Origin of the sequence: Brevundimonas sp. PWP3-1b1 (assembly GCF_049896065.1) — a bacterium.
Lineage (GTDB): Bacteria > Pseudomonadota > Alphaproteobacteria > Caulobacterales > Caulobacteraceae > Brevundimonas > Brevundimonas intermedia_B.
Genome location: NZ_JAFCTO010000001.1, coordinates 1240194 through 1265984 on the forward strand (window position 1 = coordinate 1240194; position 25791 = coordinate 1265984).

The 25791-nt window shown below is 67.3% G+C and carries 25 protein-coding genes; 8 read left to right on the forward strand and 17 right to left on the reverse strand.

Going from position 1 to position 25791, the window contains the following annotated elements; translation table 11 throughout:
• The first annotated feature begins 253 nt into the window (after positions 1 to 253).
• Positions 254 to 1936, forward strand: a complete 1683-nt coding sequence (locus tag ACP69V_RS06065) for an ATP-binding protein (RefSeq protein ID WP_426023078.1) — start codon at positions 254 to 256, stop codon at positions 1934 to 1936.
• On the opposite strand, the gene ACP69V_RS06070 is transcribed toward ACP69V_RS06065, so the two are convergent.
• The 7 genes from ACP69V_RS06070 to ACP69V_RS06100 all read right to left on the reverse strand — a co-directional run bounded on the left by ACP69V_RS06070 (position 1933) and on the right by ACP69V_RS06100 (position 11077).
• Entirely contained in the window at positions 1933 to 3057 is a 1125-nt protein-coding gene (locus tag ACP69V_RS06070; RefSeq protein WP_426023079.1) for a pyridoxal phosphate-dependent aminotransferase, read from the reverse strand. The genes ACP69V_RS06065 and ACP69V_RS06070 overlap by 4 nt on opposite strands.
• A 10-nt stretch (positions 3058 to 3067) precedes the next feature.
• Positions 3068 to 3877: a 16S rRNA (adenine(1518)-N(6)/adenine(1519)-N(6))-dimethyltransferase RsmA gene (gene rsmA, locus ACP69V_RS06075; protein ID WP_426023080.1), complete on the reverse strand. Its 810-nt coding sequence runs from the start codon at positions 3875 to 3877 to the stop codon at positions 3068 to 3070.
• An 8-nt stretch (positions 3878 to 3885) separates the two neighbouring features.
• On the reverse strand, positions 3886 to 4890 hold the full coding sequence (pdxA, locus tag ACP69V_RS06080; protein WP_426023081.1) for a 4-hydroxythreonine-4-phosphate dehydrogenase PdxA: 1005 nt from the start codon (positions 4888 to 4890) through the stop codon (positions 3886 to 3888).
• Complete coding sequence (locus ACP69V_RS06085; protein WP_426023082.1) at positions 4887 to 6248, reverse strand: peptidylprolyl isomerase; 1362 nt, start codon at positions 6246 to 6248, stop codon at positions 4887 to 4889. The genes pdxA and ACP69V_RS06085 overlap by 4 nt, the downstream gene beginning before the upstream one ends.
• Positions 6249 to 6320: 72 nt before the next feature.
• Positions 6321 to 8771 carry an LPS-assembly protein LptD gene (locus ACP69V_RS06090; RefSeq protein WP_426023083.1) on the reverse strand — a complete coding sequence of 817 codons (2451 nt, stop codon included), beginning with the start codon at positions 8769 to 8771 and terminating at the stop codon, positions 6321 to 6323.
• A gap of 33 nt (positions 8772 to 8804) precedes the next feature.
• Positions 8805 to 9944 (reverse strand): LPS export ABC transporter permease LptG, encoded by a 1140-nt coding sequence (gene lptG, locus ACP69V_RS06095; protein ID WP_236547547.1) that lies wholly within the window; start codon positions 9942 to 9944, stop codon positions 8805 to 8807.
• Complete coding sequence (locus ACP69V_RS06100; protein ID WP_426023084.1) at positions 9941 to 11077, reverse strand: LptF/LptG family permease; 1137 nt, start codon at positions 11075 to 11077, stop codon at positions 9941 to 9943. The genes lptG and ACP69V_RS06100 overlap by 4 nt, the downstream gene beginning before the upstream one ends.
• 142 nt (positions 11078 to 11219) lie before the next feature.
• On the opposite strand from ACP69V_RS06100, the gene ACP69V_RS06105 reads away from it, so the two are divergent.
• From ACP69V_RS06105 to ACP69V_RS06120, 4 genes are all read left to right on the forward strand, one after another.
• The gene (locus ACP69V_RS06105; RefSeq protein WP_426023085.1) at positions 11220 to 12695 is read left to right on the forward strand and encodes a leucyl aminopeptidase; all 1476 of its coding nucleotides are present in this window, start codon (positions 11220 to 11222) and stop codon (positions 12693 to 12695) included.
• Positions 12696 to 12714: 19 nt separating this feature from the next.
• The gene (locus ACP69V_RS06110) at positions 12715 to 13173 is read left to right on the forward strand and encodes a DNA polymerase III subunit chi (RefSeq protein WP_426023086.1); all 459 of its coding nucleotides are present in this window, start codon (positions 12715 to 12717) and stop codon (positions 13171 to 13173) included.
• A 77-nt stretch (positions 13174 to 13250) separates the two neighbouring features.
• Positions 13251 to 13487 (forward strand): hypothetical protein, encoded by a 237-nt coding sequence (locus ACP69V_RS06115; RefSeq protein ID WP_426023087.1) that lies wholly within the window; start codon positions 13251 to 13253, stop codon positions 13485 to 13487.
• A 25-nt stretch (positions 13488 to 13512) separates the two neighbouring features.
• Entirely contained in the window at positions 13513 to 13809 is a 297-nt protein-coding gene (locus ACP69V_RS06120) for an I78 family peptidase inhibitor (protein ID WP_426023088.1), read from the forward strand.
• Between the two features lie 3 nt (positions 13810 to 13812).
• Here the strand turns inward: ACP69V_RS06120 and ACP69V_RS06125 are convergent, their stop codons facing one another.
• Positions 13813 to 14739: a LysR family transcriptional regulator gene (locus ACP69V_RS06125; RefSeq protein ID WP_426023089.1), complete on the reverse strand. Its 927-nt coding sequence runs from the start codon at positions 14737 to 14739 to the stop codon at positions 13813 to 13815.
• A gap of 119 nt (positions 14740 to 14858) precedes the next feature.
• Here ACP69V_RS06125 and ACP69V_RS06130 point away from each other — a divergent pair, with 119 nt between their 5' ends.
• Both ACP69V_RS06130 and ACP69V_RS06135 read left to right on the forward strand, forming a co-directional pair.
• Positions 14859 to 15557, forward strand: a complete 699-nt coding sequence (locus ACP69V_RS06130) for a pirin family protein (protein ID WP_426023090.1) — start codon at positions 14859 to 14861, stop codon at positions 15555 to 15557.
• 70 nt (positions 15558 to 15627) lie between these two features.
• Complete coding sequence (locus ACP69V_RS06135; RefSeq protein ID WP_426017280.1) at positions 15628 to 16026, forward strand: DoxX family protein; 399 nt, start codon at positions 15628 to 15630, stop codon at positions 16024 to 16026.
• Between the two features lie 47 nt (positions 16027 to 16073).
• On the opposite strand, the gene pip is transcribed toward ACP69V_RS06135, so the two are convergent.
• The 5 genes from pip to ACP69V_RS06160 form a co-directional block, all read right to left on the reverse strand.
• Positions 16074 to 17054: a prolyl aminopeptidase gene (pip, locus tag ACP69V_RS06140; protein ID WP_426023091.1), complete on the reverse strand. Its 981-nt coding sequence runs from the start codon at positions 17052 to 17054 to the stop codon at positions 16074 to 16076.
• A gap of 32 nt (positions 17055 to 17086) precedes the next feature.
• Positions 17087 to 17443 carry a DUF423 domain-containing protein gene (locus tag ACP69V_RS06145; protein WP_426023092.1) on the reverse strand — a complete coding sequence of 119 codons (357 nt, stop codon included), beginning with the start codon at positions 17441 to 17443 and terminating at the stop codon, positions 17087 to 17089.
• Between the two features lie 48 nt (positions 17444 to 17491).
• Positions 17492 to 18097, reverse strand: coding sequence for a hypothetical protein (locus ACP69V_RS06150; RefSeq protein WP_426023093.1), 606 nt, complete (start codon positions 18095 to 18097; stop codon positions 17492 to 17494).
• Positions 18098 to 18169: 72 nt separating this feature from the next.
• Complete coding sequence (locus ACP69V_RS06155; protein ID WP_426023094.1) at positions 18170 to 20797, reverse strand: tipN; 2628 nt, start codon at positions 20795 to 20797, stop codon at positions 18170 to 18172.
• A gap of 140 nt (positions 20798 to 20937) precedes the next feature.
• Complete coding sequence (locus ACP69V_RS06160; RefSeq protein ID WP_346495410.1) at positions 20938 to 21120, reverse strand: hypothetical protein; 183 nt, start codon at positions 21118 to 21120, stop codon at positions 20938 to 20940.
• Positions 21121 to 21268: 148 nt separating this feature from the next.
• Here ACP69V_RS06160 and ACP69V_RS06165 point away from each other — a divergent pair, with 148 nt between their 5' ends.
• Positions 21269 to 22756, forward strand: a complete 1488-nt coding sequence (locus ACP69V_RS06165) for a phospholipase D-like domain-containing protein (RefSeq protein WP_426023095.1) — start codon at positions 21269 to 21271, stop codon at positions 22754 to 22756.
• On the opposite strand, the gene ACP69V_RS06170 is transcribed toward ACP69V_RS06165, so the two are convergent.
• From ACP69V_RS06170 to ACP69V_RS06185, 4 genes are all read right to left on the reverse strand, one after another.
• Positions 22741 to 23478: an endonuclease/exonuclease/phosphatase family protein gene (locus ACP69V_RS06170; RefSeq protein ID WP_426023096.1), complete on the reverse strand. Its 738-nt coding sequence runs from the start codon at positions 23476 to 23478 to the stop codon at positions 22741 to 22743. The genes ACP69V_RS06165 and ACP69V_RS06170 overlap by 16 nt on opposite strands.
• Positions 23479 to 23561: 83 nt before the next feature.
• The gene (locus tag ACP69V_RS06175) at positions 23562 to 24239 is read right to left on the reverse strand and encodes a TPM domain-containing protein (protein WP_426023097.1); all 678 of its coding nucleotides are present in this window, start codon (positions 24237 to 24239) and stop codon (positions 23562 to 23564) included.
• On the reverse strand, positions 24239 to 25057 hold the full coding sequence (locus tag ACP69V_RS06180) for a TPM domain-containing protein (RefSeq protein ID WP_426023098.1): 819 nt from the start codon (positions 25055 to 25057) through the stop codon (positions 24239 to 24241). The genes ACP69V_RS06175 and ACP69V_RS06180 overlap by 1 nt, the downstream gene beginning before the upstream one ends.
• Positions 25054 to 25737, reverse strand: coding sequence for a LemA family protein (locus tag ACP69V_RS06185; protein WP_346495405.1), 684 nt, complete (start codon positions 25735 to 25737; stop codon positions 25054 to 25056). The genes ACP69V_RS06180 and ACP69V_RS06185 overlap by 4 nt, the downstream gene beginning before the upstream one ends.
• Between the last annotated feature and the right edge of the window lie 54 nt (positions 25738 to 25791).

The following is a 25791-nucleotide window of genomic DNA, read 5'->3' on the forward strand; positions in this document are numbered from 1 at the left end:
AAGCCGTGGGGGTGACCGGCGGCGCTGCGGGTTACTCAACGCTACGCTACTGAAGCCGTTTTGCCGGACAGAAGGTTTCAGACGGTAAATGCGGCGATAGGGGACATTCCCTAGCGGCCGAACGCGCGAGGTTTACGTCCTGTTCGCCCTCTTGACCTAACGTCAGGCGGTGAACGGGGGTATCATGCGCTTTCTGGATTCAATCGGGCCTCTTTTGGCCAGCAGCGCCAAGGAACGCGTCAAGCAGGTTCCAGTGAGGCTTCTGCTGGCAGTCGTGGTCGCCTGGGCGATGTATGCGGCCGACATGGGGCGGTGGATTCCCCTCTGGCTTGCCGTCGCGCTGCTGGTTCAAGCGTTCGAATTAATCGCCATGGCGCCGTCCAGGCGTGCAGAACCTTCTCGTCGACGGTTTTGGGTCGCATTGGCCCTGGCCTCTACGACCCTGATGGCGACGACCTATGGCGGTATGGCGCTGATCATCTGGTCTTCCAATCATCCGGCCCTGGTGACCTTGGCAGCCCTGACGCTGGCGGGCGGTCTGTTGACCAATGTGGCGTCCGGGATCGGCTCGCGTTCGATCTTCTTCATCGGCGGTGGCCCGTATCTGATGGTGCTGGCGCTGATGCCTGTGGTCAAGATCCTTCAGGGCGACACCCACGGCGTCGTGGTCATGACCCTGTCGGCCGCCCTGTTCGCGGGGGCGATCCTGAACGTCTATTGGCGGGTGCACGCTGCACGTCAGGCCGAGATCCAGTCGCGCGCAGAAGCCGAGCAGAGGCTGGAGCAGGCGCAGGCGGCCATGGCGGATCGCGCGGCGATGGCGGCCATCGTAAGCCACGAACTGCGCACGCCCGTCAGCGCCATCCTGGCCGGCGCCCATGTCATTCGCGGGGGCAAGCTGCCCGAGCAGCGCGAGGAGACCGCCGACCTGATCATTGACGCCGGCCAGCTGATGACCGGGATGCTGAACGACCTTTTGGATCACTCCAAGATGGAGGCCGGGGCGATGTCGATGGAGAGTCGCGACTTCGAACTGGGCGACCTGGTGCGCGACACAGCGCGGTTCTGGGCGGCGCCGGCGGCCGAGAAGGGACTGACGCTGGAGATGTCGGGGGGCGAGGGTGACGCCGTCTGGCTGCGGGGCGATCCCTATCGTCTGCGGCAGATCATCAACAATCTGGTGTCGAACGCGATCAAGTTCACGCCGGCCGGCACGATCCGGCTGCAGGCCGCAGCGCCTCGCGCCGACGGCCGCCATCGTCTGACCCTGATCGTCACCGATCAGGGGGCAGGAATCACGCCCGAAGCCATGAGCCGGCTCTTCACGCCGTTCGCGCAAGGATCGGCCGAGGTGGCGCGCACCTATGGCGGGACGGGGCTGGGCCTGACCGTCAGCCGTGAACTGGCGCGGTTGATGGGCGGCGACCTGACGGTCGAGAGCGTGCCGGAGCAGGGGGCGGCCTTCACCCTGTGCATAGACCTGCCTGCGGGCGAGCCGACGCAAGCCGAGAACAGCCTGGATGCCGTGGCGCCGGTGTTGGCCCGCCGCATCCGGGTGCTGGCCGTGGACGATCACGAGATCAACCGTCGCACCATCGCCCTGGTGCTCCAGCCGCTGGACGTCGATCTGGCGACCGCATCGGACGGTCATCTGGCGCTGGCTCTGCTGGCCGAGCGGCCGTTCGACGTGGTGCTGATGGACGTGAACATGCCGGGCATCGACGGCAACGAGGCGACGCGCCGTCTGCGAGCGTCAGGGGGCATCAACGCTGCTGTGCCGGTGATCGGGTTCAGTGCGGGGACCGAGGCCGAACAGGTTCAGGCCTGTTATGCGGCCGGGATGACGGACTGGCTGGCCAAGCCGCTGGAGCCTCGGAAACTTTACGACGCCTTGCACAAGGCGACGTCGTCGGGCGCGCAGGCCGAAGCCGCTTAGGCCAGGGCGGCGAACCAGGGGCGCAGGCGGTTAAGCGCCTCTTCCATCTCCGGCGTCGAGACGGCGAAGCTGAAGCGGATGAAGCGATGGCCGTCGACCGGGTCGAAGTCGACGCCGGGCGCAGTGGCGACCCCGGTGTCGCGCAGCAATCGTTCGCAGAAGGCCACGCTGTCGTCCGTCAGATGGCCGATGTCGGCCCAGATGTAAAAGGCGCCGTCCGGTGGCGCGATTTTCTTCAGGCCCAATGTGGGCAGTGCGTCCAGCATCAGTTGGCGGTTGCGGGCGTAGTTCTGGATATGGCCTTCCAGCTCATCGACCGCGTCCATGGCGACGAGGCCGGCGTGCTGGCTGAGGCTGGGCGGGGTCAGGAACATGTTGCCGATATAGGCGCGAGCGGCGTCGATCCGGGCTTCGGGGACCAGCAGCCAGCCCAGGCGCCAACCGGCCATGCTCCAGTATTTGGAGAAGCTGTTGATCACCACGGCGTCGGGGGCGAACTGCAGCATCGACGGGGTCGGGCCGACGTAGCTGAGCCCGTGATAGATTTCGTCCGAGACGATAGCGATGTCGCGCGCCCGACCGAGCTCGGCGATGGCGGCGAGTTCGGCGTCTGGAATGATGGTGCCGGTCGGATTGGCCGGGCTGGCGATGATGACGCCGGCGGGGGCGGGATCCAGGGCTTGGAGCTGGGCGGCGGTCAGCTGGAACCGGGTCTCGGGTCCGCAGGCGATCTCGACCGGTTCCAGATGCAGGGCGCGCAGGGTGTTGCGATAGGCGACATAGCCGGGACGGGCCAGGGCGATGCGGTCGCCGGGCTTGAACAGGGTGCTGAGCGCCAGGACCAGGGCCGGCGATGCGCCGCAGGTCAGCAGGATGCGGTTCGGATCGACTGTGACGCCGTAGCGGTCGTCATAGAGGCGGGCGATGCGGGCGCGCAGGTCGGGGCTTTCCCAATAGCCCATGGCGTCGGCGTCCAGCACTTGGTGCGCACGGGCGATGGCGGCGGCGGGGGCGCCGGTCGAGGGCTGGCCGAACTCCATGTGGATGATCGACCGGCCTTCGGCTTTCAGCTGGTGCGCCAAGCGGCTGACGGAGATGGCGCGGAAGGGTTCGACGGTCATGGCAAGGGTCTCAGGCAAGGGCATCCGCCAGACGCAGGAAGCCCGCGACATCCACCGTTTCAGCCCGCACATCCGGTTCGATGCCGGCGGCCTCGCACAGGGCGGCGCCGCCGAGCTGTTTCAGGCTGGAGCGCAGCATCTTGCGGCGCTGGCCGAAGGCGGCGGCGGTGACGCGTTCCAGCTTCTTCAGGCGCTCGGGCGACGGGCGTTCGTCCAGCGGGACCAGATGGACCACGGCCGAGGCCACCTTCGGCGGCGGGGTGAAGGCGGCGGCGGGCAGGTGCATGACGATGCGGGCGGTGCAGACAGCCTGGGAAATGACCGCCAGACGGCCATAGGCGTCCTCGCCTGGCCCTGCGGCGACGCGTTCGGCGACCTCCTTCTGGAACATCAGGGTCAGGCTGTGCGGCAGCCAGGGACCGGTCAGCCATTTGATCAGCAGGGGTGTGCCGACGTTGTAGGGCAGGTTGGAGACCATATGGGTCGGACCGGACACCAGATCGGCCTCCTTCACCTTCAGCGCGTCGGCCTCGACGATGGTCAGGCGGCCGGAGCCGTCGTCCAGTTCGCTCAGCAGGGGGATGAAGCGCGGATCCTTTTCCACCAGAACCACGGGGCCGGCGTCGGATTCCAGCAGGGCGCGGGTCAGGCCGCCGGGGCCGGGGCCGACCTCGATCACGGCCCGGCCGTCGAACGGGCCGGCCATGCGCACGATCTTGCGCGTCACATTGAGGTCCAGCAGGAAATGCTGGCCGAAGCTCTTCTTGGCCGAAAGGCCGTGGGCGTCGAGGGTTTCGCGGAGGGAGGGAAGGTCGGTCACAGGCCCTGTTAGCGCGCGGCGCGGGCCGCCGCCATATCCGATGCCAGACGAATGGCGGCGATCAGGCTGTCGGGACGCGCAATCCCCTTGCCGGCGATGTCGAAACCGGTGCCGTGGTCGGGCGAGGTGCGGATGATGGGCAGGCCCAGAGACACGTTCACGCCACCCCAGAAATCCAGCGTCTTGACGGGGATCAGGGCCTGATCGTGGTACATGCAGATGGCGGCGTCATAGGTCGCACGCGCTTCGTCATGGAACATCGTGTCGGCGGGTCTGGGATCGGTGATGTCGATGCCCTCGGCGCGGAGCTGTTGGGCGACCGGGATCAGGATGTCGATCTCCTGAAGCCCCAGGGCGCCGCCTTCGCCAGCGTGCGGGTTCAGGGCGGCCATGGCCAGGCGCGGACGGACGATGGCGAAATCGCGCTTCAGGCTTTCATGGACGACGCGGGCGGTGCGGGCGACGCGCTCGGCCGTGACCAACTCGGGCACCTGGTCCAATGCGACGTGGATGGTGACCAGGCAGGCGCGCAGACTTTGCGCCGTCAGCATCATGACCGGGCCGCGCGTGCCGGGATAGGGGGCGTCGGCGGTCAGTTCGGCGATGAACTCGGTATGGCCGGGAAAGCGGAAACCCGAGGCGTACATCGGCGCCTTGGCGATGGGGGCGGTCACGACGCCGGACGCCTCGCCGGACAGGGCGAAGCTGACGGCTTCCTCGATCCCGTCCGCGACGGCGGAGGCGTTGGCAGGATCGGGCCTTCCGACCTCGACCGGTGCGGGAAGGGGGCGGTGGATGACCGGAAGCGCCGAGGCGAAACGACTTTGAGCGTCGCTGGGCAGGGTGACCTCGACCACCGGCACACCCTGGGCGCGCAGCAAGGCTGCGTCGCCGATGACAACGAAGGCGAGGGCCTGGGCGTGCAACGCCTTCCAGGCGGCGGCCACGATCTCGGGCCCGACGCCGGCGGGTTCGCCGAGCGTCAGGACCAGAGGCGCGACCGCTGGGGTCATTTGAACTCGATCAGGGCGTCGCTGCGCAGGTCGCGCAGGTAGCGACGCTCCAGCACCGCCAGGTTCTGGCTGCGCAGGCGGTTTTCGACCTGCTGGCGGTTCGGCGCCTCCGGGCCGCCCACGCGGCGACCGCAGACGGCGACGAGGTGCAGGCCCAGCGGCGTGCGGATCGGCGTGGAGACCGTGCCGATTTCGCCGGTGCGGGCGAACTGCTGGAACTGGGGCGCCAGGTTGGCGACGTCGGATTCGCCCAGGTCGGCGCCGAGGACGCCCTCGTTCGCGCGCGCCTGGGAGATGATGTTGTCGCAGGTCAGGCCGTTCCGCATCGCTTCCAGCTTGGCGCCGGCGGCCGCGACATCGGCTTCCGACGCGGTTTCGGGCAGTTCGACCATGACCTGACGCAGCGAGACCAGGCTGGTTGCGGCGCCATCGCGCTTGTCGCGCAGATAGATGATGTAGACGCCGCCATCGACGACGATGGGGTTGGACAGTTGGCCGGGTTGAAGCTGGTCGAGCACCGCCTGGACGGCCGGCTGGACCGAATCCCTGACGATCCAGCCGGCGTCGCCGGGGACGCGGGCGTTGGCGGACGGGGCCGAGGAAAACTGTTGGGCGACGGCCTGGAAAGGCGCGCCGCCGATGATCTGCTGCACCAATTGGCGCGCGCCGTTCAGCGCAGCCGGTGCGCCGCCGACGCGCGCGGCGTCGATGTAGATTTCACCGATCAGGAACTGGGGCTTGGAGGCGGCTTCGTTCAGGCGACGAACTTCCTGGTCGACTTGAAGTGTGCTGGCGCGGGCGCGGCTGTTGAAACGACCGGGAATCAGCTGGCCCCAGCCGATCTGGGTGCGCAGGTTCTCGCGGAAGGCGGCGGGCTGGATGCCGCCCTGTTGCAGGAACTGCAGATAGGCGGCGGGCGCCGTGCCGGCCGCACGCGCCATTTCGGCGATCTCGGCATCAACCTCTTCGTCCGTGACCCTGAGGGTCTCGAACTTGGCCATCTCCTGGGTCTTCAGGCGATCTTCGATCAGGGCGTTGAGCGCGGCCTGCTGGATTGCGGGCAGGTTCTGCTCGGTCGGCTGGACCTGGGACGAGGCGATCAGCATCAGCATGCGCTGGCGCAGATCATAGCCTGTGATGATCTGGTCGTTGACGGTGGCGACGATGCCGTCGGCCATCTCGAACTGGGGTTCGGCGCGAGCGGCAGCGGGCGCCTCTTCGGCCGCAGGATTGGGCGCACCGGCCGCAGGGCCTTGCGCGGGAGCCTGAACGGGCGCGGGCGCCGTCTGGCCATGGGCAGAACCGGCGAGCAGGAACGCCGCGAGCGCAGCCCCCGTCGAATAACGCATCAAACCCATTGGTCGTCCTGATTCCTCACAGCGGTCCACCAGCCAGGCCGGCAGGCGGTCGCGCCCCGTAAAGCGTCATGCTCAACGCATATCGCCCTGTCCATAACCTGAACCTCCGAAAGTGGCGAGGTTTAGGCGCACATAGATGCCTTCCGACGGACCGCCGGGCCGCGCGCGGGTGTTGTCGCGGCGGTAGCCCAGTTCGAAGCGAAGGCAATCGTCGTCGAAGAGCACTCCGACCTCGGATCGGGTGATCTCGTTCTGATCCAGATCGGCGATGCCGGCGACCGCGACGCCCCAATTGCCATACACGAACTGCTGACCCGCCAGTTGGACGAACTGGTAGTTCCGGTTCAGCGGTCCATCGATCGGATTCGACTGATCCAGGATGTAGCTGACGGTGGCCAGGTTGCGACGGCCCCAGCGGCCATCGACGGCGGCCTCGGCGCGGCGCACGTCGCCCGAACCGTCGATCGTGGCGTGAACCCAGCTGCGGATGCGATCGGACGGCGAATAGTCGCCCTGAACCACCCAGTCGGAGGTCTCCGCCGCGAGCCCCGTCGGATCGTAGAGGCGCGCGGGATCGTCGGGGATGGAGGTGCGGAAATCGTCCTGCTGGTCGAAGCGATAGCTGCGGCCGACGAACAGGCTGGCCTTGCGACCCTCGGCCCAGCGGATGGTGGCGCGTCCACCGGCGGTCAGGCGCACGCCGCCTTCCAGCAGGTCGTAGCCGGAGAACCGGTCCATACGGAACAGGGACGATTCGTCCAGTTCCAGAACTTGGGAGTCCTCAATGGGGATGCGGCGATCCAGGCTGACCTTGTTGGAGACGGACAGCTGGCCGACCGGCTCAAGGATGATGTCGGCGTCGCTGATGCGTTTGACCAAAGGATAGCTGACATCCAAGCCGGCGCTGAGGCGCGAGCGGCTGACGGTCGCGTCGCTGTCGATGCCCAGCATCGGCGGCAGGTCGGACATGGAATAGAGATCGACGCGGGTGTCGATGAAGGGCTCGACGCGTATCCCGACCGGCAGGATGACGGTGCGACGCCATTCCATCTGTCCCGTGATGCGTCGGCTGTCGACGCCGCTGAGACCCGTCGTAACGGCCGGAACGATCTCCGGGTTGAGAATTGGCGCGCCGACGAAGGCGTCGCGATAAAGCGAGACGGCCGAGCCCTTGAGGCGCAGACGCCCGCCGAAGACCAGTTCGTGCGGCTCCCACCGCGCATCGATCAGCGGCGCGACCAGGGGCAGGGTGTCGTCGTTCTCGAACACCTTGAAGCCGTTGGCGTCGCGGAAGTCGTTCGCGGCGAAGGCGGGGTTCAGGCGCAGGCTCTGGATCGAGAAGGCGGCGACCGAAACATAGGAGCGGTCGGTCTGATGCTCGGCGTAGATCTGGCTGATCAGACGGCGGCGGTCGCCGTAGTAGAGGCCGTTGTCCTGATAGGGCGAGCGCACGTCGTAGCGGTCGAACAGGGTCTTGTCGGAGGTCCGCTCGGCCGTGAAGCCGAAGCGCCACGGACCGTCGGGGTCGAACTCGCCGTGCGACAGCAGATAGCTGCGGCTCTTGCGGTCGCCGAAATCGACGTTGCTCTCGAAGTCGCCGTCGCCGTCCAGATCGAAATCGCCGAACTCGCGGGCGTAGGTATAGCCGCCGCGCGCCACGATCATGCCGTTGGCGAACCGGCGGCGCCATTGCAGGTTCAGTAGCGGGGCGACGGAGGTGTTGATCTGGGGGCTGATCAGCCAGTCCTCGGACGGCGAGACGACGTGGAGGTAAGGAACCTCGACCGAGACGCCGCGCCCTTCGTCATAGTTGACGATCGGCACCAGGAAGCCCGACGCCCGCTCGACCGTCGGGTCGGGGTGAGCGAAGAAGGGGGTGTAGAAGACCGGCACGGGACCGATGTAGAAGACCGCGTTGCGATACAGGATGGCGCGCAGTTGCTCGTCCTGCACCACCCTCTCGGCCTGGATCGAGATGGTCGGCGTCTTCGGCCCGCCGTCGTCGCAGATGGGACAGGGGGTGAAGCGCGCGTAGTTCAGCTCGTTGACGTTTTCGCTGCGGCGCACGGCCGTGGCGGCCATCAGGCTGGCGCCGTTCGACAGGCGCGTGGCGAAATCGACGGCGACGCCGGTGGTCAGGTCTTTGTCCAGTTCGAGACGGCTGGCGTAGACGACCGTTCCGTCGGGCGCGATGGCCTCGACCTGGCCTTCGCCGGTCGCCGAACCTGCGTTCAGGTCATAGGACAGGTTCTCGCCGCGCAGCACATGGCCGCGCGTGCGCACATAGGCGCGGTTTTCGGGCGTGCCGCTGACGATGATGTCAGCGCCTTCGCGGCGGGCGTTGTCGGCATCGACATAGACGGCTTCGGGCGGCAGGCCGTCGGCAGGCGCGGTCGTGGTCGCGGCCGGAACGGTTTGCGCCAGAACAGGCATGGCGAAGGGCGCGCAGGCGACCAGGGTCGCACCGGCGAGAAGCCTTGCTCTGAAAGCGTTGAAGCGCCGATCGCGGCGATCACCCTGCATAGGCCATCCGTATTCTGAGAAGCGAGCGCCCGATTAGCCGTCTTCGGTATAGAACAGCAAGGTAAAGGCTGCGAGCGCCGTCAGAACGGGCGGGAGCCAGGCGGCGACAAAGGGCGCCACGACCTCGGCCGATCCCATCGCCGAAGAAAACTGGTTCAGGAAGAAGAAGGCGAAACCCAGCACTACGGCGGACACGCTCATCCGCGCCAGATCGCCCAGACGCATCAGCCGAAGCGAGAAGGCGGCGGCCAGAATCGACATGGCCGCGAACACCAGCGGCGTGGCCAGAAGCTGCTGGAAGCGCAGGCGGTAGGCCGTGGAGGTGAAGCCGGCGTTCTCGATGCGGCTGATCTGATTGGGCAGGGACCAGAAGGGGGTCGATTGCGGGCGCGCGAAACGGTCGAAGGCCTCTTCGTCGGCCAGACTGGAGACCAGGGTCAGGCTGGAATAGGTCACGGCGCGCTGGCCGATCTGGGCGCCGACCGCGTCGGTCAAGCGCCAGGCGCCCGCATTCAGCGAGGCCGACTTGGCGTCGATCCGTTCGGAGAAGGTGCGGCCGCCGCCGGGCGCGGTCGTGTAGATGAAGAAGCTGACATTCAGCAGGCGGGCGTTGGCGCGGTCCTGCTGTCCGGCGCGGATGATCATCTGACGCTGGTCGTCGCCTTCGCGCAGCCAGATCGCCTCCTTGGGGTCGCCGCCGGGCGCCGTCCCGGAGATGCGCGCGCGTTCGCGTTGCCACAGGCCGTCGCCGGCCGAGGCCAGCGGTCCCAGCACGGTCACGGTCAGCACGCCCAGGACGAAGGCCATGCCGGCGGCCGGCAGGACGAAGCGCCAGGCGGACACGCCGGCGGCGCGCATGGCGATCAGCTCGCTGCGCCGGTTCAGGCTGATGAAGGCCGACAGGGTGCCGAACAGGAAGACGAACGGCATCAGCTGCACGATCACCGACGGCGACTTGAGCAGCACCAGACCGAAGATCCGCACCGCCGACAGGTCCTGGGCCGAGCCGACGCCGCGCGAGACCTCGACGAAGTCGATCAGCATGACCAGGGCCGAAATCACGGCCAGGGCCACGCCCAGCGACTTGAGCTGCTGGACCAGCACATAGCGTTCGATCCCGCCGAGACGGGGAATATGCGGCGAACGACGGGCCGGCATGAGCGCGGTGGTCATGCGAACCTCGCTTTCAGGTCGCGCACGAAGAGCCAGCGTTTGCTGCGTCGCGGCTTCAGCGCGCGGAACAGGACCCGCAGGGCGACGGCGATGGCGATGACGGGCACCACATATTGGAGAACGTTCATCCAGCCATTCCAGGCGCTGGCGGCGACGAGGCCGTAGCCGATGACCCGCAGCAGCAGGAACAGGCCCGCCGCCTTGGCGATCCGCAGCGTATAGCCGGTGCGGCTGAAGGCGCCGCCCAAGATCGCGGACAGGGCCAGAGCCATGGCGACCAGGGCATAGAGCGGCGAGGACAGGCGCGAATGAGCCTCGGCCAGCAGTTCACCCCGCGATCCGGCGACTTCGATCACCTTGGCCGTCGGATTCAGCAGTTGCCGCAGATAAAGGTCCGTCGGCTTGTAGCGGATCGTGTCGGTGACGCCGACGAAGGGGGCGAGCGAGAAGTCGTATCGTCCGAACGACAGGGTCTCCAGCACGCCGCCCGACGAATACCGCTGGGCCGAGCCGTCGAGCATGGTCAGGACCGGCGTCCCGCCTGCGTCACGGCTGAACCGGGCCTCCGACGCGTTCCAGGTCGTGACCTTCTCCTTGTCGTCCAGATAGACGAACAGGTTTTTCAGCAGGCCGTTCTGTTCGATCTGCTGCACATAGACGGTCAGGCCATCGGGGCCCTGGACGAACTGGCCTTCTTCGACCAGCAGGGCGGCGAGGTCGGTGCGGATGTCGAAGGCCTGACGCCGGGCCTCCTGCTGCGCCCAGGGCAAGAGGAAGACGTTGACCAGCAGGGTGACCAGGGCGACCAGAACAGCAATGCGAGCGGCGGGCGAGATCAACTGCCAGCGCGTCATGCCGCCGGCGAAGGCCGCTGTCAGTTCCTGTTCGCGTTGCAACCGCGTCAGGGCGATCAGGGCGCCGACGAAAAGACCGATGGGCAGAATCACCGACAGCAGTTGCGGCAGGGCCAGCAGGGTCAGTTTGATCATGACCCACACGCTCTGGCCCCGCTCCACAATGACCTGGAGTTGGTCGAGGCTCTGGCTCAGAATCCCGATTCCCGCCAAGGCTGCGCATGCAGCGATCACGGGGAACAGGATCTGGCGGAAAAGGTATCTTTGAATCAGGTTCATGGGCGGTTGGACTTCGCCCGGTTGCAGGCGGCGATATTGAGGCGCATCTAGTAGCACATCAGGGCGCGTCCGCGACAAGCAGACGCGCCGTTGTCTTTTTGCCTTTGCAGACGCCGGGTGGGGCCTGGCTGGAGTTGTTTGAATGAAGATCGAGTTCGTCGCCGCCGTGGACGCCGCCGAGATTCTGGCGGTTCCGATTTTTGAAGACCGTGCGTTTACGCCGGCTGGGTCCGCCCTGGACGCAAAGACCAGCGGCGCCCTGACCAAGGCGGCCGGCAAGGGCCGTTTCACCGGCAAGGCGGGCCAGAGCCTGAGCGTCGCCGCACCGGCCGGCGTCAACGCCGACACTGTGCTGCTGGTCGGCGCGGGCGCCAAGGACAAGCTGGACGATCTGGCGGTCGAGGCCTTCGGCGGCAACGCCTATGCGGCCGTGAAACTGTCGGGCGCCGAGGTTCTGACCATCGACGCCTCGGACCTGGCGCCGGAGCAGGCCGCCCGCGTCGGTTTCGCCGCGCGTCTGGCCGCCTATCGCTTCGACAAATATCGCACGACGCAAAAGGCGGACAAGATTCCGTCGATCACCGCGATCCGCGTCGTCACCTCTGACCTGCGCGCCGCCGAGACTGCGCTGGAGCCGCTGTCGGCCGTGGCCGACGGGGTTATCTTCGCTCGCGACCTGGTGTCCGAACCCGCCAACGTCCTGTACCCGGCCGAGTTCGCCAAGCGCGTCAAGGCGCTGGAGAGCCTGGGCCTGGAGGTCGAGATCCTCGGTGAGGTCGAGATGGAGAAGCTGGGCATGCGCACCCTGTTGGGTGTGGGCCAGGGCAGCCGTCGCGAAAGCCAGCTGGCGATCATGAAATGGAACGGCGGCGAGGCTGGGGCTCAGCCCCTGGCCTTCGTCGGCAAGGGCGTCTGCTTCGACACCGGGGGCATCTCGATCAAGCCGGCCGACGGCATGGAAGACATGAAGTGGGACATGGGCGGCGCGGCCGCGGTGACCGGAACCATGATCGCCCTGGCCAGCCGCAAGGCCAAGGCGAACGTCATCGGCGTTCTGGGCTTGGTCGAGAACATGCCTGACGGCAACGCCCAGCGTCCGGGCGACGTGGTCGTGTCGATGTCGGGCCAGACGGTCGAGGTGATCAACACCGACGCCGAGGGTCGTCTGGTTCTGGCCGACGCCCTCTGGTACACGCAGCAGCGGTTCAAGCCGAAGTTCATGATCGACCTGGCCACCCTGACGGGCGCCATGATCGTGGCCCTGGGCCTGGACTACGCGGGCGTCTTCTCCAACTCTGACGATGTCGCCGATCCGATCCTGGTGGCGGCGAAGAAGGTGGGCGAGAACTTCTGGCGCATGCCGATCCCGGCCATCTACGAGCAGCACATCGATTCCAAGATCGCCGATGTGAAGAACACCGGCAACGGCCGCGCCGGCGGCTCGATCACCGCCGCCCTGTTCCTGCAACGCTTCACCAACGGCGTGCCGTGGGCGCACCTGGACATCGCCCCGACCGCCTGGGCCAACAAGAGCCCCAGCCCCACCGTGCCGGAAGGCGGCGTCGGCTTTGCCGTGCGCACGCTGGATCGCATGGTCGCCGACGCTTACGAAGCCTGATCGCCGGGGGTAGAGCCGGGTGAGCGACAAGCCCGAAATCTGGTTCTACCACCTGGAGCGGTCGACGCTGGATCAGGTGCTGCCGACCCTGCTCGAAAAGACGATCGAGCGGGGTTGGCGGGCGCTGATCAAGTCGTCGCATTCGCATCGGCTGGACGAGGTCGACGAGACGCTGTGGACCTTTCGCGACGACAGTTTCCTGCCGCACGGGCGGGCGGATCAGCCCAATGCGGATCGTCAGCCTGTGTTGTTGAGCGAATCGGGAGAGAACCTGAACGGCGCTCAGGCGCTGTTCATCGTTGACGACGCAGAACTGGGCGCGACGGAAGGGTTCGAACGATGCTTCATTATTTTCGACGGTCGGGACGAGCCGGCGTTGCAGCACGCGCGCGGGCGCTGGAAGGCGTTGAAGGGGCAGGGCGCGAACCTGGCCTACTGGCGTCAGACCGACGAAGGGCGCTGGGAAAAGGCGGCCTGATCGGGCTGGTTCTGCTGGCGGGCTGTTCGACGCCTGTCGCCGATGCGCCTGCGCCGCGCACCATCGAACAGGCGCAGGTGAACCCGCCGGTCGGCAGCCGCATGCCCACCGCCCAGACGGTCGATGTCTGCGAGGCGGGGGAGATGCAGTATCTGGTCGGCAAGTCCCGGACCGAAATCCCCGTCCCCGTCGAGGTCGTGAACCGGCGTGTGACCTGCACCACCTGCCCGGTGACCCAGGACTTCTCGGCCTATCGGCTGAACATCTTCTACAACGCCGACACCGGCATCATCGAACAGGTTCGCTGCGGCTAGGCGGCGACATGAGGGAGAGACGACCATGAAGATCATCCTGAGCACGCTGATGGCCGCTGGCGCATTGACGCTGTCGGCCTGTGCGCCGACGCAAACCGCCGAGCCCGCGCCGGGGTCGGAAACGGCCTTCAAGGCCTGCAAGGTGGAAGATTACCAGAGCTATGTCGGGCGCAACCGCTCGACCATCCCCACCGCGCCTGCAGGCCAGACTTTCCGCGTGCTGTGCACCACCTGCGCGGCGACGATGGACTACCGCGAGAACCGGGTGAACTTCGTCTATGATGAGGCGACCAGCATCGTGCGCGAAGTGAAGTGCGGCTGACGCTCAGCGTCCCACGGTATCGCCGGGCCAGAGCGGCCCGCTGAACTTGGCGGCCAGATAATCCATGAAGGCCGTGACCCGTGCGGGTCGCGGTCCGCCGCTGGGCGCCACCAGATGCAGCGCGATCGGCGGCAGGCTCCAGTCGGTCATCACCGTCTCCAGACAGCCGTCGGCGACATCCTTCCAGTAGATGAAGTCAGGCTGGGGGAAGAGGCCCAGCCCCGCGCACAGCGATGCTGTGAGTGCGTCGGAGTTGTTGGCTCGCAGCGGCCCGCGGGGATGCACGACGACCTCTTCGCCCGCATCATTGCTGAACCGCCAGGTGTCGGGGCTGGGCATATAGGCGTAGCCGAGGCAGGCGTGGCGAGCCAGGTCGTCGGGGTGGTTCGGGCGACCGCGCTGTTCCAGATACGACGGCGAGGCCACCAGGGCGCGCGCCACCGGCCGCAGCTTGCGCGCCGTCAGCGAAGAGTCCGCCAGGGCCGCGATCCTCAGCGCGCAATCGAAGCCGCCGCCGACCAGATCGATCACCTCGTCCGACAGATGCAGGTCGATCGACACGTCCGGGTGGGTGGCCAGAAACTCGGGCAGGGCAGGCGCGACATAGGCCATCCCGAACGACATGGGCGCCGCCAGCCGCACCAGGCCGCGCGGGGTGACCGACATGTCCAATGCTTCGGATACCGCGCCCTCGGCCTCTGCCAGCATATGGGCGGCGCGGGCGGCCAGGGTTCGGCCCGCATCTGTCAGCGCGAACCGGCGCGAGGTGCGGTGGAGCAGCGTGGTCTTCAGCTGCTGCTCCAACCGCGTCACCGCCTTAGACACGGTGGCCTTGGACAGGCCCAGGGTCTCGGCCGCGCCGGAGAACGATTGGCTGTCGGCGACCTTGGCGAAGATGGCGAGGGCTTCGAGATCGGGCAGGCGGGACATGGCGGCTCTGCGTGCTGAAACGATGAGTTTCGGTTGTTTCTATTTCTGTTCGGTCGCCGATCTCTATCTTGGCGTCAAGCAAAGGCGTCGGACGGTTCCGACGCGAAAGGACGAGTTCGATGATCGAGCGCAGACCATTTGAATCCCTTGGCGGCGCCAACCATGGCTGGCTGAACGCCAAACACCATTTCTCCTTCGCCAACTACTATGATCCCAAGCGCATGAGCTGGGGCAATCTGCGGGTCTGGAACGACGACGAGATCGCCGCCGGCTCGGGCTTTCCGCCGCATCCGCACGCCGACATGGAGATCATCACCTATGTCCGCGATGGGGCCATCACCCACGAGGACAGCCTGGGCAACAAGGGCCGCACCGTCGCCGGCGATGTGCAGGTGATGAGCGCGGGCACCGGCATCCGCCACGCCGAATACAACGCCGAGCCGGAGCTGACGCGGATCTTCCAGATCTGGATCGAGCCGACCAAGCGTGGCGAGGCGCCCAGCTGGGGCTCCAAACCCTTCCCCAAGGGCGAGCGTTCGGGCCAGTTCGTGGTCCTGGCCTCGGGCTTTGAGGGCGATACGGATGCCCTGCCGATCCGCACCGATGCGCGGATCGTGGCGGCGACGCTGAAGGCGGGCGACAGCGCGGACTATCCGCTGGGCGCCGACCGTCGGGCCTATCTGGTGCCGGCCAAAGGCGAGGTCGAGCTCAACGGCGTCAAGCTGAACGCCCGCGACGGCGCGGCCATCGCACAGGAGGACGTGGTGACGGTCAAGGCGTTGTCGGACGCCGAGATCGTGCTGGTGGACGCCGCCTGATTTTAGGATCAAGCTTCACGGTCGGACCTGTTTCGACCGTGACGTCCGCTTTTGAAAGCCGAGGAAAGAAATGTTCAATCAAGTGAATGGCTGGTCTTCTCGCGCGCTGGCGGCGCTGAGGATCGTCTCAGGCCTGCTGTTCCTGGCGCATGGCGTCGTCAAGGTGTTCGGCTTTCCCGCCGGGGCCGAGCCGGGTCAGCAGGAGCTGCTGTCGCTGTTCGGCATCGGCGGCCTGATCGAGCTGGTCACCGGCCTTCTGCTGATCCTGGGCCTGTTCACGCGACCGGCTGCACTGATCGCCTCGGGCCAGATGGCGGTGGCCTACTGGATGTTCCACTTCCCGAGCAGCCCGTATCCGGCGGTGAACGGCGGCGATGCGGCCATCCTGTTCTGCTTCGTCTTCCTCTACATCTTCACGGCCGGTCCCGGCGCGTGGAGCATTGATGACCGCAGCGCAAAGCGGTTCTGATTTCTAGGACAGGGAGAGCCGCCGCGCTGTCGGGCGCGGCGGCTTTTTCATGCCTGGAGGGTCGCGGCCCAGTCGGCGGCGCGGACCAGGCTGTCGACGATGCCCGGCTCGGACGAGGCGTGGCCGGCGTCGCCGACGATGTCCAGATGGGCCTGGGGCCAGGCGCGGTGCAGGGCCCAGGCGCCCGAGATCGGCGTGACCACGTCGAACCGCCCCTGGGCGATCCAGCAGGGGATGTGGCGCATCCGGTCCACATTCTTCAGCAGCCAGCCGTCCTCCTCGAAGAAGCCGGCGTTGGTGAAGAACCAGTTCTCGATCCGGGCGAAGGCGACGGCGAAGTCGGGCTCTGCGAACTTGTCCGGCCGGGCGTTGGGGCCCTCGACGCTGACGGTTTCGCCCTCCCAGCTCGACCAGGCGACGGCGCAGCGTTCGCGCTCGGCTGCGTCGTCGCCGATAAGGCGCTTGTAATAGGCGGCCATCAGGTCGCCGCGCTCGGCCTCGGGGATGGGGGCGACGAAACGTTCCCATGCGTCAGGGAAGATCATCGATGCGCCGTCCTGATAGAACCAGTGCAGTTCCTTCTTGGTCAACAGGAAGATGCCGCGCAGCAGTAGGGCGATGACCCGATCAGGATGGGTGATGGCGTAGGCCATCGACAGGGTCGAACCCCAGGACCCGCCGAACACCACCCATTTGTCGATGCCGCACAGTTTCCGCAGACGCTCGATGTCCTCGATCAGGGTCCAGGTAGTGTTGTCCTCCAGCGAGGCGTGGGGACGCGACAGGCCGCAACCACGCTGATCGAACATGATGATGCGATAGACGGCCGGGTCGAAGAAGCGACGCATGCCGGGATTCACCGCGCCGCCCGGCCCGCCGTGCAGCACCAGGACGGGCAGGCCCTGGGGGTTGCCGGATTCCTCGTAATAGATCTCGTGCACGCCCTCGGTCGTCATCCAGCCCGAGGCATAGGATTCGATCTCGGGGTGGAGCACACGACGCGGCTCGACGGGCGTAGGGAAGGCCATGAAGGAACGGTCTTTCTGCGAGAACGAAGCGATTAGGAACGAAGCGCGGCGATGGCCAGGCAGACCCAGCCGGCGATCATCAGCAGGCCGCCCACGGGTGCAACCGCGCCGAAGGCGGGGGCGCTCAGGAAGGCGATCAGGGCCAGGGAGAGGCAGAAGATCAGGCCTCCCAGGGCGCCGAGCCAACCGGCGATCTGCGCCAACCGGCCGCCGACAATCCACTGGGCGCATCCGAAGGCGAAGACGGCGTGGACCATCTGGTACTGGGCGCCCGTGGTCAGCAGGGTCTTGATCTGCGGCCCGGCCCCGTGCGCGGCGAAGGCTCCGACGGCGACGGCCATGGCGCCGTTCAGGGCGGCGAAAACGATCAGATTGCGACTCACTGGCATTCCAGAACCCTAGACTGGCGGATCCCGAATGTCTGCGACCCGAAAAGCTTAACCGGCGCGAGGCAGCGGCGTCAGGTGGCTGGCCATTGCGGAGGCGGCGGCCTTGATGCCCTTGCGCACGGCGGCCTCGTTGGCGGGAGCGGGCGCACGCAGTAGACCGATGGACGGGGTGAGGGGACCGTCGGGCAGGTCAGCCAACACGCGATAGAGAAGATACGAGCCGACATCTTCCTCGGCTTCTGACGAGGCGTCGGCCTGCAGGCCGGCAGCGGTCAGGGCGCGCAGCATGTCAGCGACGGGCGCGGTGGTGCGGGCGATGCCGGGGCCGGTGCTGGACAGGCGATGCTTGTAATCCAGCGTGCGGTTCTCGGCGCGCATCTGGACACGGAAACCGGACCCCTTGTGCGTGCGTCCCACCAGCAGGACGGCGCGGCAATCGCCGCTGTTCAGGCGTGCGGCTAGGGTCGAGGCCAGTTCGTCGGGGTCGGCGGCGGCGATGGGCACGGCGCGGGCGCCGATGGGGCTCCAGATTTCGCCGGACAGATTCTCGACCAGATCCCAGCCGTCGTCCTCGCCATCATAGGTGCAGATGATGATGCCAGGGCGGCGGTCAACGCTGCCAGGGCCGTCGATCTCGTTCATCGTGCCGGCCATAGCCCCATCCATGACAGTTCGGTGACGCGCAGGAGGCTGTAACTTCCGAACGCGGTCAAGCCCTGATGATCCTTAACCCAGGTCGCCGACGGCTGCATCCAGCAACATGAAGGCGCGTCCGCTGTCGGAGGCCAGGCTGGTCTGGACCGCCGCGCCGTCGCCTGCACGGGCCGAGGCGTTCAACATGACGGTGAAGTTGCGGACATAGCGTTCGGCGTCGCCACGCAGTTCGGCGTCGCTGAGCACGCGGCGCGAGACGCTGCGTACGGCGGCCGGCGCGACACGGCGCACGATCTGGCGCGCGGCGTCAGGATCGCCGTTGCTGACGGCGCGGGCGGCTTCCTCGACGCGCGAGCGGGGCAACAGGGCATTGGGATCCACGCCCATGCGCCGGATGGCGGCGGCCACGCGTTCGGACAGGGCCTCGGCTTCGGCGGGCGAAGGGGAGGGCGTGTCCAACTCCAGCGGGGCCTCGTTCTCGTCATCGCCGGAGATCAGATCGCTCCAGTCCAGCCGATTTTCCGACGGCGGGCGCGGGGGCTCGGCGGGTTCAAGCCGCAGACGACTGCGCAGGCCGAACCGGCGCTCTTCAGGCGGCGTCGCCGGCGGTGACGTGCGCGACGCGCGTGTCTCGGGATGCGCTTCGATCTCCGGCGTCGGCTCGCGACGGCGTTGTGGCGAGGCGTCGCCCGACACCACGCCCATCAGCCGCACCGCCTCGGTCAGCATGTCGTAGTTTCGGCGCACCCGTTCCTGGAAACCGACATCCAGCGCCTCGGTGTCTTCTGCCGCCTTGCGCGAGGCGGCGGACAGGGCGGCGAGACCGTCCTCGACTGTGGCGCGCACGGCGTCGGCGCGGGCGTGGGCTTCCTGCGGCAAACGGGCGGCGCGTTCGTCGATGTCGGCGACGGCGGTGTCGATCTCGGACAGGGCCGAACTCAGTCTCGTGACCAGCGTCTCCAGTCGATTGGCCATCCGCTCGCCGGCCTCGTCCACTAGGCCGGAGGTTTCGTTGACGATACGGCGGGCGTCGGCGATGCGGGCGTCGGCGGCCGTGTCGGCCTTCTGGGCGGCTTCGAACAGGGATTCGCCCAGGCGGTCGGTGCGCAGACGGGCCTGTTCGGCGGCATCGGCGGCGGCGGCGCGGGAATCCTCGGCCGTGGCGCGCATCTGCTCCAGCGCGCGGCGGGTTTCTTCCATCAGGGCATCGCGGGCTTCGGCGGCCAGGGCTTCGAAGCGGTCCAGGGCGACCTTGGTGGCGGAATCGAAACCGTCGGCCTCGCGCTGCGACATGTCCACCAGGGCGCGGAACTGATCGGCGGCGGCCTCGACCAGGTCTCGCATCGACTCGACCGAGGTCTGGGACGTGCGATCCAGATCGCCGGCGGCAGTGCGGGTGGCGGACAGGTGTTCGATCAACTGCGCGCGCTGGCTCTCGACCTGGGCGGAGAAGTCTTCCTGATCGGTGCGCAGGGCGTAGGCGGCGGTGACCAGGGCGGCGCGTTGCTGGCCCAGGCCTTCTTCGACGGACTGGATCTGTTCGGCGACGCCGGTGCCGGCGTTTTCCAGGCGGATCGTCTGGCGCGCCAGATCGTCGGAGGCGACACGCGCGGCGTCCTGGGCCTCGCCGGCGGCGGCGGCCAGATCCGCGGCGCGGGCGGCCAGGGCGGCCTCGGCCTCACGCAGTTGCGCCTGCGCCAGGTCGGAGGCGTCCGCGACCATGCGGGATTGCCGCTCCACCGCGTCGATAACGCCGGCGGCCTGGGTGTCCAGATGGATGCCCAGGGTCTGCATCTGGTCGCGCTCGCGCCCCAGGTTTTCCGTCAGGCGTCGGGCGGTGCGGCCCGCGTTCTCGGCCGCCTCGTTCAGACGCGTGGTTTCCTGCGAGAGCGCTTCGCGAAGCAGGGCCATGTCGTTGCGGGCGCGTTCGGCCGCCAAGGTCGCATGGTCGATGTCGGAACGCAGCGACTGGAGGACTTCGCCGGTCTGTTGCGCAGCCAGGGCGGTCGGGGCGACCAAGGCCTCGGCCAGTTGCCGGGCGCGACGGGTCTCGGCGGCGAGGCCGGCCCCTTGACGCACGGCATGGGCCAGCATGATCGCCAGGCCGGCGGGGGCCAGGGCGATCAAGACATAGATGGCGACTCGCAGCGGGTCGAGCTCGGCCCCGCCCGCGCCAAATTCATAGGCGGCCCAGGACGCGACGCCGCCGATCCAGAGCGCTGAAGCGATGCCGGAGATCAGATAGGCGTGCCGGCCGGAGGGTTCGGCCTGTGTCTTGGCTGCGACCGTCTTTACGGTCGGCGGGTTGGACAGTTCGAAGGTCGCAGGCGGCTTTCCTGCGGCGACGGCCATTTCGACGGCGGCTGTCGATTCCGGCATGGGCTCTGCGCTCAGCTCGGGCGTGGCCATCGGCTCTGGTTCGGTGGGGCCACGTTCCACCGCCAGGGCGCGTTCCTCGGCGAGGCGTTGTTCTTCCAGCAGGCGACGGCGACGGCGCTCGGACATGGGTGGGTCGAACGGGGGTGGGTCGAGCGGAGGCGCCTCGAATGTCGGCTGAATGATTTCGAAATCAGGCTCGGGGATCGGTTCGAGTTCTGAAGTCGCATCATCCGACGGCGTCTCGTCCGTGATCGACAGTTCGACGGGCGCAACGCCTTCGTCGTCGGTCAGCTTAAGCGGCGGCCGTTTGGGAGACTTCATCAGCTCTAAAACTCGATCTCTACGCGGGCGTCCGACAGCGCCGAGGAAACCCTAGAGCATGATTGGTGCGGACGAAACCGACTCAAGACCGCAACCTGTCGATGAACTGCAGCGCTGACGCAGCAGAAGGCGCGATGCGATCAGCAGTCGCGCTGGGTTTCGGACAGCAGGGGCGCTTGCGATCCGGCGTCGCGACACTCGGCGACACGGCGCACTTCGCGGTCGGCATGATTCGGTGTGTGGGTATCTACGCCGAACTGCGACAGGACGACGGCGGCCAGCAGGGCGATGAAGCCAGCGATCAGTTCGACAAGCGCCTGCATTCTACCCTCCCTCGCTGCCTGTACGGCTACGCTCCTTATGCGCCAAATGGGTGAACGTCACAATCCCGCCCTGAAAGATTGACCCGACGAGACGTGCGTGGAACGGAGGATGCAGGCGCTCCGACACCGTGTCACGCGAATCAGGCAGATGGGTCGCATGACGCAAGGCGGCGACAGTTACGAAGGCAGTCTTCTGGAGCCCGGTCCGGGCCTGTGGACCTCTGCTGTCGCGCATCGTTTTTCGGTGCTGATGGAGAACGAGGCCTATTTCGACGCCCTGTCGTCGGCGTTGCACAAGGCCGAGAGGTCCATCGTCCTGCTGGGCTGGCAGTTCGATCCCCGCACGCACCTGGACCCAGAGACGCGGCCCGGCGACAAGTCGGCCGAGATCGGTCGCCAGCTGCGCATGATGGTGAAGAAGAAGCCGGATCTGGACGTGCGACTGCTGATCTGGAAGTCGCCGCTGCTGATCGCGGCCTCGCAGGGCTTTTATCCGCACAAGGCGCAGCGCTGGTTCCGCAAGCGGATGGTCGAGTTCCGGCTGGATTCGCCGGGGCCGATCGGCGCCTGCCATCACCAGAAGGTGGTGGTGATCGACGACAAGGTGGCCTTCTGCGGCGGCGGGGACATCTCGACCGACCGCTGGGATTCCGACGAGCACCTGGACGGCGATCCGCGCCGCGCCCTGCCCAGCGGCCTGATCTGCAAGGCTCGGCACGAGGTCATGGCCGTGATGGATGGCCCGGCGGCGCGAGCCCTGGGCGATCTGGCTCGCGAACGCTGGTTCAAGGCGACGTGGGAACGCACGACCCCGGATGAGGTCGAAGGCGATCCCTGGCCGGATGGCGTGCCGGTGCAGATGACCGACGTGCCGGTCGGCATCGCCCGCACCGAGCCCAAATGGTCAGGTCGTCACGAGGTGCGCGAAAGCGAGGCGCTGCATCTGGACTCCATTCGCCGCGCCAAGCGACTGATCTATTTCGAGAACCAGTATTTCACCTCGCCGGTCATCGCCGCCGCCCTGGCCGAACGGCTGGCCGAGGTGGACGGGCCGCAGGTGATCGTCATCTCGACGGCGAAAAGCCCCAGCTGGTTCGACAGCCTGACCATGGACACGGCCCGGGCCGAGGTGCTGCATCGGCTGGAGCAGGCCGACACCTACAACCGCTTCTTCGCCTTCGCCCCGCTGACCGAATATGGCGATCGGATCATCGTCCACGCCAAGGTGACGATCATCGACGACCGGCTGCTGAGGATCGGATCTACCAACCTGAACAACCGCTCGATGGGGTTGGACACCGAGTGCGACATCGCCGCCGAGCCGACGGATGCGGCGGGTCGGGCCGTGATCACCGCCTATCGTCACCGCACCATCGCCCACTGGCTGGGCGTGGCGACCAAGGACTATGCGGCGGTCGAGGGCGTATTCGGCTCGGTCGGGGCGGCGATCTGCAGCTTCGAGACGGATCGGCTAAAGCCGTTGGGGTCCGACCCGCCGACACGGATTCAACGGATGTTCGCCGAGTGGCAGTTGGGCGACCCAACCTCCTCGACCGACGCCTGGCGGCCGTGGAAGCGGCTGAAACGCTCTCAACGCACCCGACCGGCATCCGAGGGCGGTCACGCGCCGGGTTGAACCACCTCGAAGTCGACGATCAGCGGCAAATGGTCCGACGCCACGCGCGCCAGGGGCGAAAAGGCCGAGCGCACCGCGAGGATGCGGATCTCGGGACTGACGAAACAGTGGTCGATGCGGATGGCGGGGAAGGCCGAGGGGAAGGTCTTCACGCTGGGCTTCAAACCAAGCTGGCGCTGACAGTCCTGAAGGCTACGGCATAGGGTCTGATAGGGGCGGGTGATCGAGGTGGCGTTGAAATCGCCCGCCAGCAAGGTCGGTCCTGTGCAGGCGCCGACCCAGCCGGACCCGGCCAGCGCCGCGGCCTGAAGCCGCTGTTCGCGGGGGACCAGGCCCAGATGGGTGTTCAAGACATTGATGACGGTCCCGTCGATCTCGATCTCGGACCAGATGGCGCCGCGCGGTTCAAGGCCCGGAATGCCGGATACTGTGGGCAAGGCGCCGGCGCGGATCAGGCGTTCAGGATGGGGGGTCAGGATGGCGTCGCCATACTGTTCGGTCTCGACCCGCATCGCCGGGTGAAAGCGCGAGGTCATGGCCAAACCTGTGGCGATCGCCTGCGCCTGGTCCACGCTGCCGGTGCGAACGCGGCCGACGTCCAGTTCCTGAAGGCAGACGATGTCTGGCTCGAACTCGCCGATGACGGCGACGATCCGGCCGACATCCAGCCGGCGATCCGTGCCGACGCAACGGTGGACATTGTAGGTGAGAAGGCGAGGCATGAGGCTTTTGGGGACGTGTCGGTTCTTGGACTGTGACCGTGGGCTAGGCCTTCTGGCGCGCGAATGCGACCCCGATACGACGATCAGAGCAGGATCAGGTGATCGGGCAGTTCGTTGGGGTTGTCGGGACGCGGCGGGAAGTGTCGCGCCAGCACCTGTCCGCACAGGTCGACAGCCGCCGCGAAACCCTCGACTGGACGATCAGCGCGCAGTTCGCGGGTCAGGACGGCGACGGCCTGGGCCCAGGCGTCCTCGTCCACCCTGGTGTAGATGCCTTCGTCGGCGATCAGCTCGACCTGATGTTCGTCCAGAGCAGCGAACAGCAGGACGCCGGTGCGTTCGGTGGTGACATGGACGCCCTGGGCCAGGAACTGCTGCAAGGCGGCTTCTCTGACGCGACCACGCCGAACCCCGGCAGGCGTGACCAGCCTGCGAACGGCGGGAATGCGCGTCAGCAGGAAGACGCCGACGAAGACCACGGCTTGAGACAGGGCGTAAAGGGTCAGGGCCTGAGCCGTCGTGGCGGCTTGGGCGGCCTGGTGCGCGGCTTCCCAGCCATCGCCGGGCCAGCGGAAATCCAGCACCAAGGGAATGAAGACGATGGGCGCCAGAAGGGCAGCGCCTGCCGCCCAGGCCAGGCTGACGTCCAGGTAGGTGGAGACCCGTCGCGAGATCACGCAGAAGATTTCGCCCGACGTCTGTCGCTCGGCCGCCGAGATGGCTTCGCCGATCCGGCTGCGGTCGTTGTCCGTGATCTGCATCACCATCCCCCCGAGGCGCCGCCGCCGCCGAAGCTGCCGCCGCCTCCGCCGAACCCACCGCCACCGCCGCCAAAGCCCCCACCGCCACCGCCGCGTCCCGAGCTTCGCAGCGCTTCGGACGCAGCCCACAGCAGCACGGATCCGACGTTGCTGCGCCGTCCGCGCCCGGACCGCATGGCGATCAGGAACATGAACAGGAAGATGGCCGCGATGATGACAACCGGGATGATGGACTCGGCCTTGGTGTCAGTCTGCTGCACCGCAGCCGCCTGGGCGCGCGCCTGCGCCTCGGCGGGGTCGAGCGACAGCTGGGCGATCAGGGCGTCCACGCCCTTGACCACGCCCGCCTGGTAATCGCCGTCGCGGAAGGACGGCAGGATGTCGTCGCGTATGACCTGAGACGAGAAGGCGTCGGTCAGGATCGGCTCAAGCCCATAGCCGACCTCGACGCGGACCTTGCGTTCGTTGGGGGCGACGATCAGCAGGGCGCCGTTGTCGTTTTCCTTCTGGCCGATGCCCCAGGCGCGACCCAGCTGGTAGCCGTAGTCCTCGATCTCCTGATCCTGAAGACTGTTCACGGTCACGACGACAAGCTGGTCGGTGCTGCCGGCCTCCAGCGCCGCCAGCTTTTCCGTCAGAGCCTGTTCGGTCGCGGGATCGAGCAGATTGGCCTGATCGACCACTCGGCCGGTCAGGGGCGGGAAGTCGAGCTTGGTTTGTGCCGCCGCCGGTAAAACGAACAGCAGGGCGGCGATGAGGCTCAGCAGGAGGGCGGCGAGGCCCGTCGGACGCCGCGCCGCCGCTTGAAGGCCTGTCACTGGGCGGGCGGGGTCGCGCCCGGCGCCACGGTCGGCGCGCCGCCGCCGGGCGCAGAGGCGTTTGCGGGCGGGGCGTTCAGGTTGAAGTTGACCTGGGGCGCCGACTGGGCCGCGGCCGTGGCGGTGAACAGCTGCATCGGCTGTGAGCCGCCGTGCAGGGTCTTGGCCCAGATCACCGACGGGAAGGTGCGCAGCGTCGTGTTGTAGTCGCGAACAGCCTCGTTGTAGTCCCGGCGCGAGATGGCGATGCGGTTCTCGGTGCCTTCCAGCTGCGACTGCAGGGTCAAGAAATTCTGGTTGGCCTGAAGCTGGGGATAGGCCTCGACCGTGACCAGCAGACGCGACAGGGCGCCGGACAGTTGGCCCTGGGCCTCCTGATACTGCTGGAAGGCCTGGGGGTTATCCAGGTCGTCGGCCGAGACGTTGACCGAGGTGGCGCGGGCGCGGGCGTTGATCACGTCCGTCAGGGTGGTGCGTTCCTGGATCGCGGCCCCCTGAACGGTGGCGACCAGATTGGGCACCAGGTCGGCGCGGCGCTGATACTGGCTCTGAACGTCGGCCCAGGCCGCCTCGGCGCGTTCCTGCTTGGTCGGAATGGTGTTGTAGCCGCAGCCCGCGACGGCGGGGACGATCATCAGAGCGCCGGTCAGAGCGACGGCGCGAGCGTTGAAGCGGACCATGACATCTCCCAGTCGGCGATAGCGCCGTGGAGCGGGACTATTCACCGGCCCGAT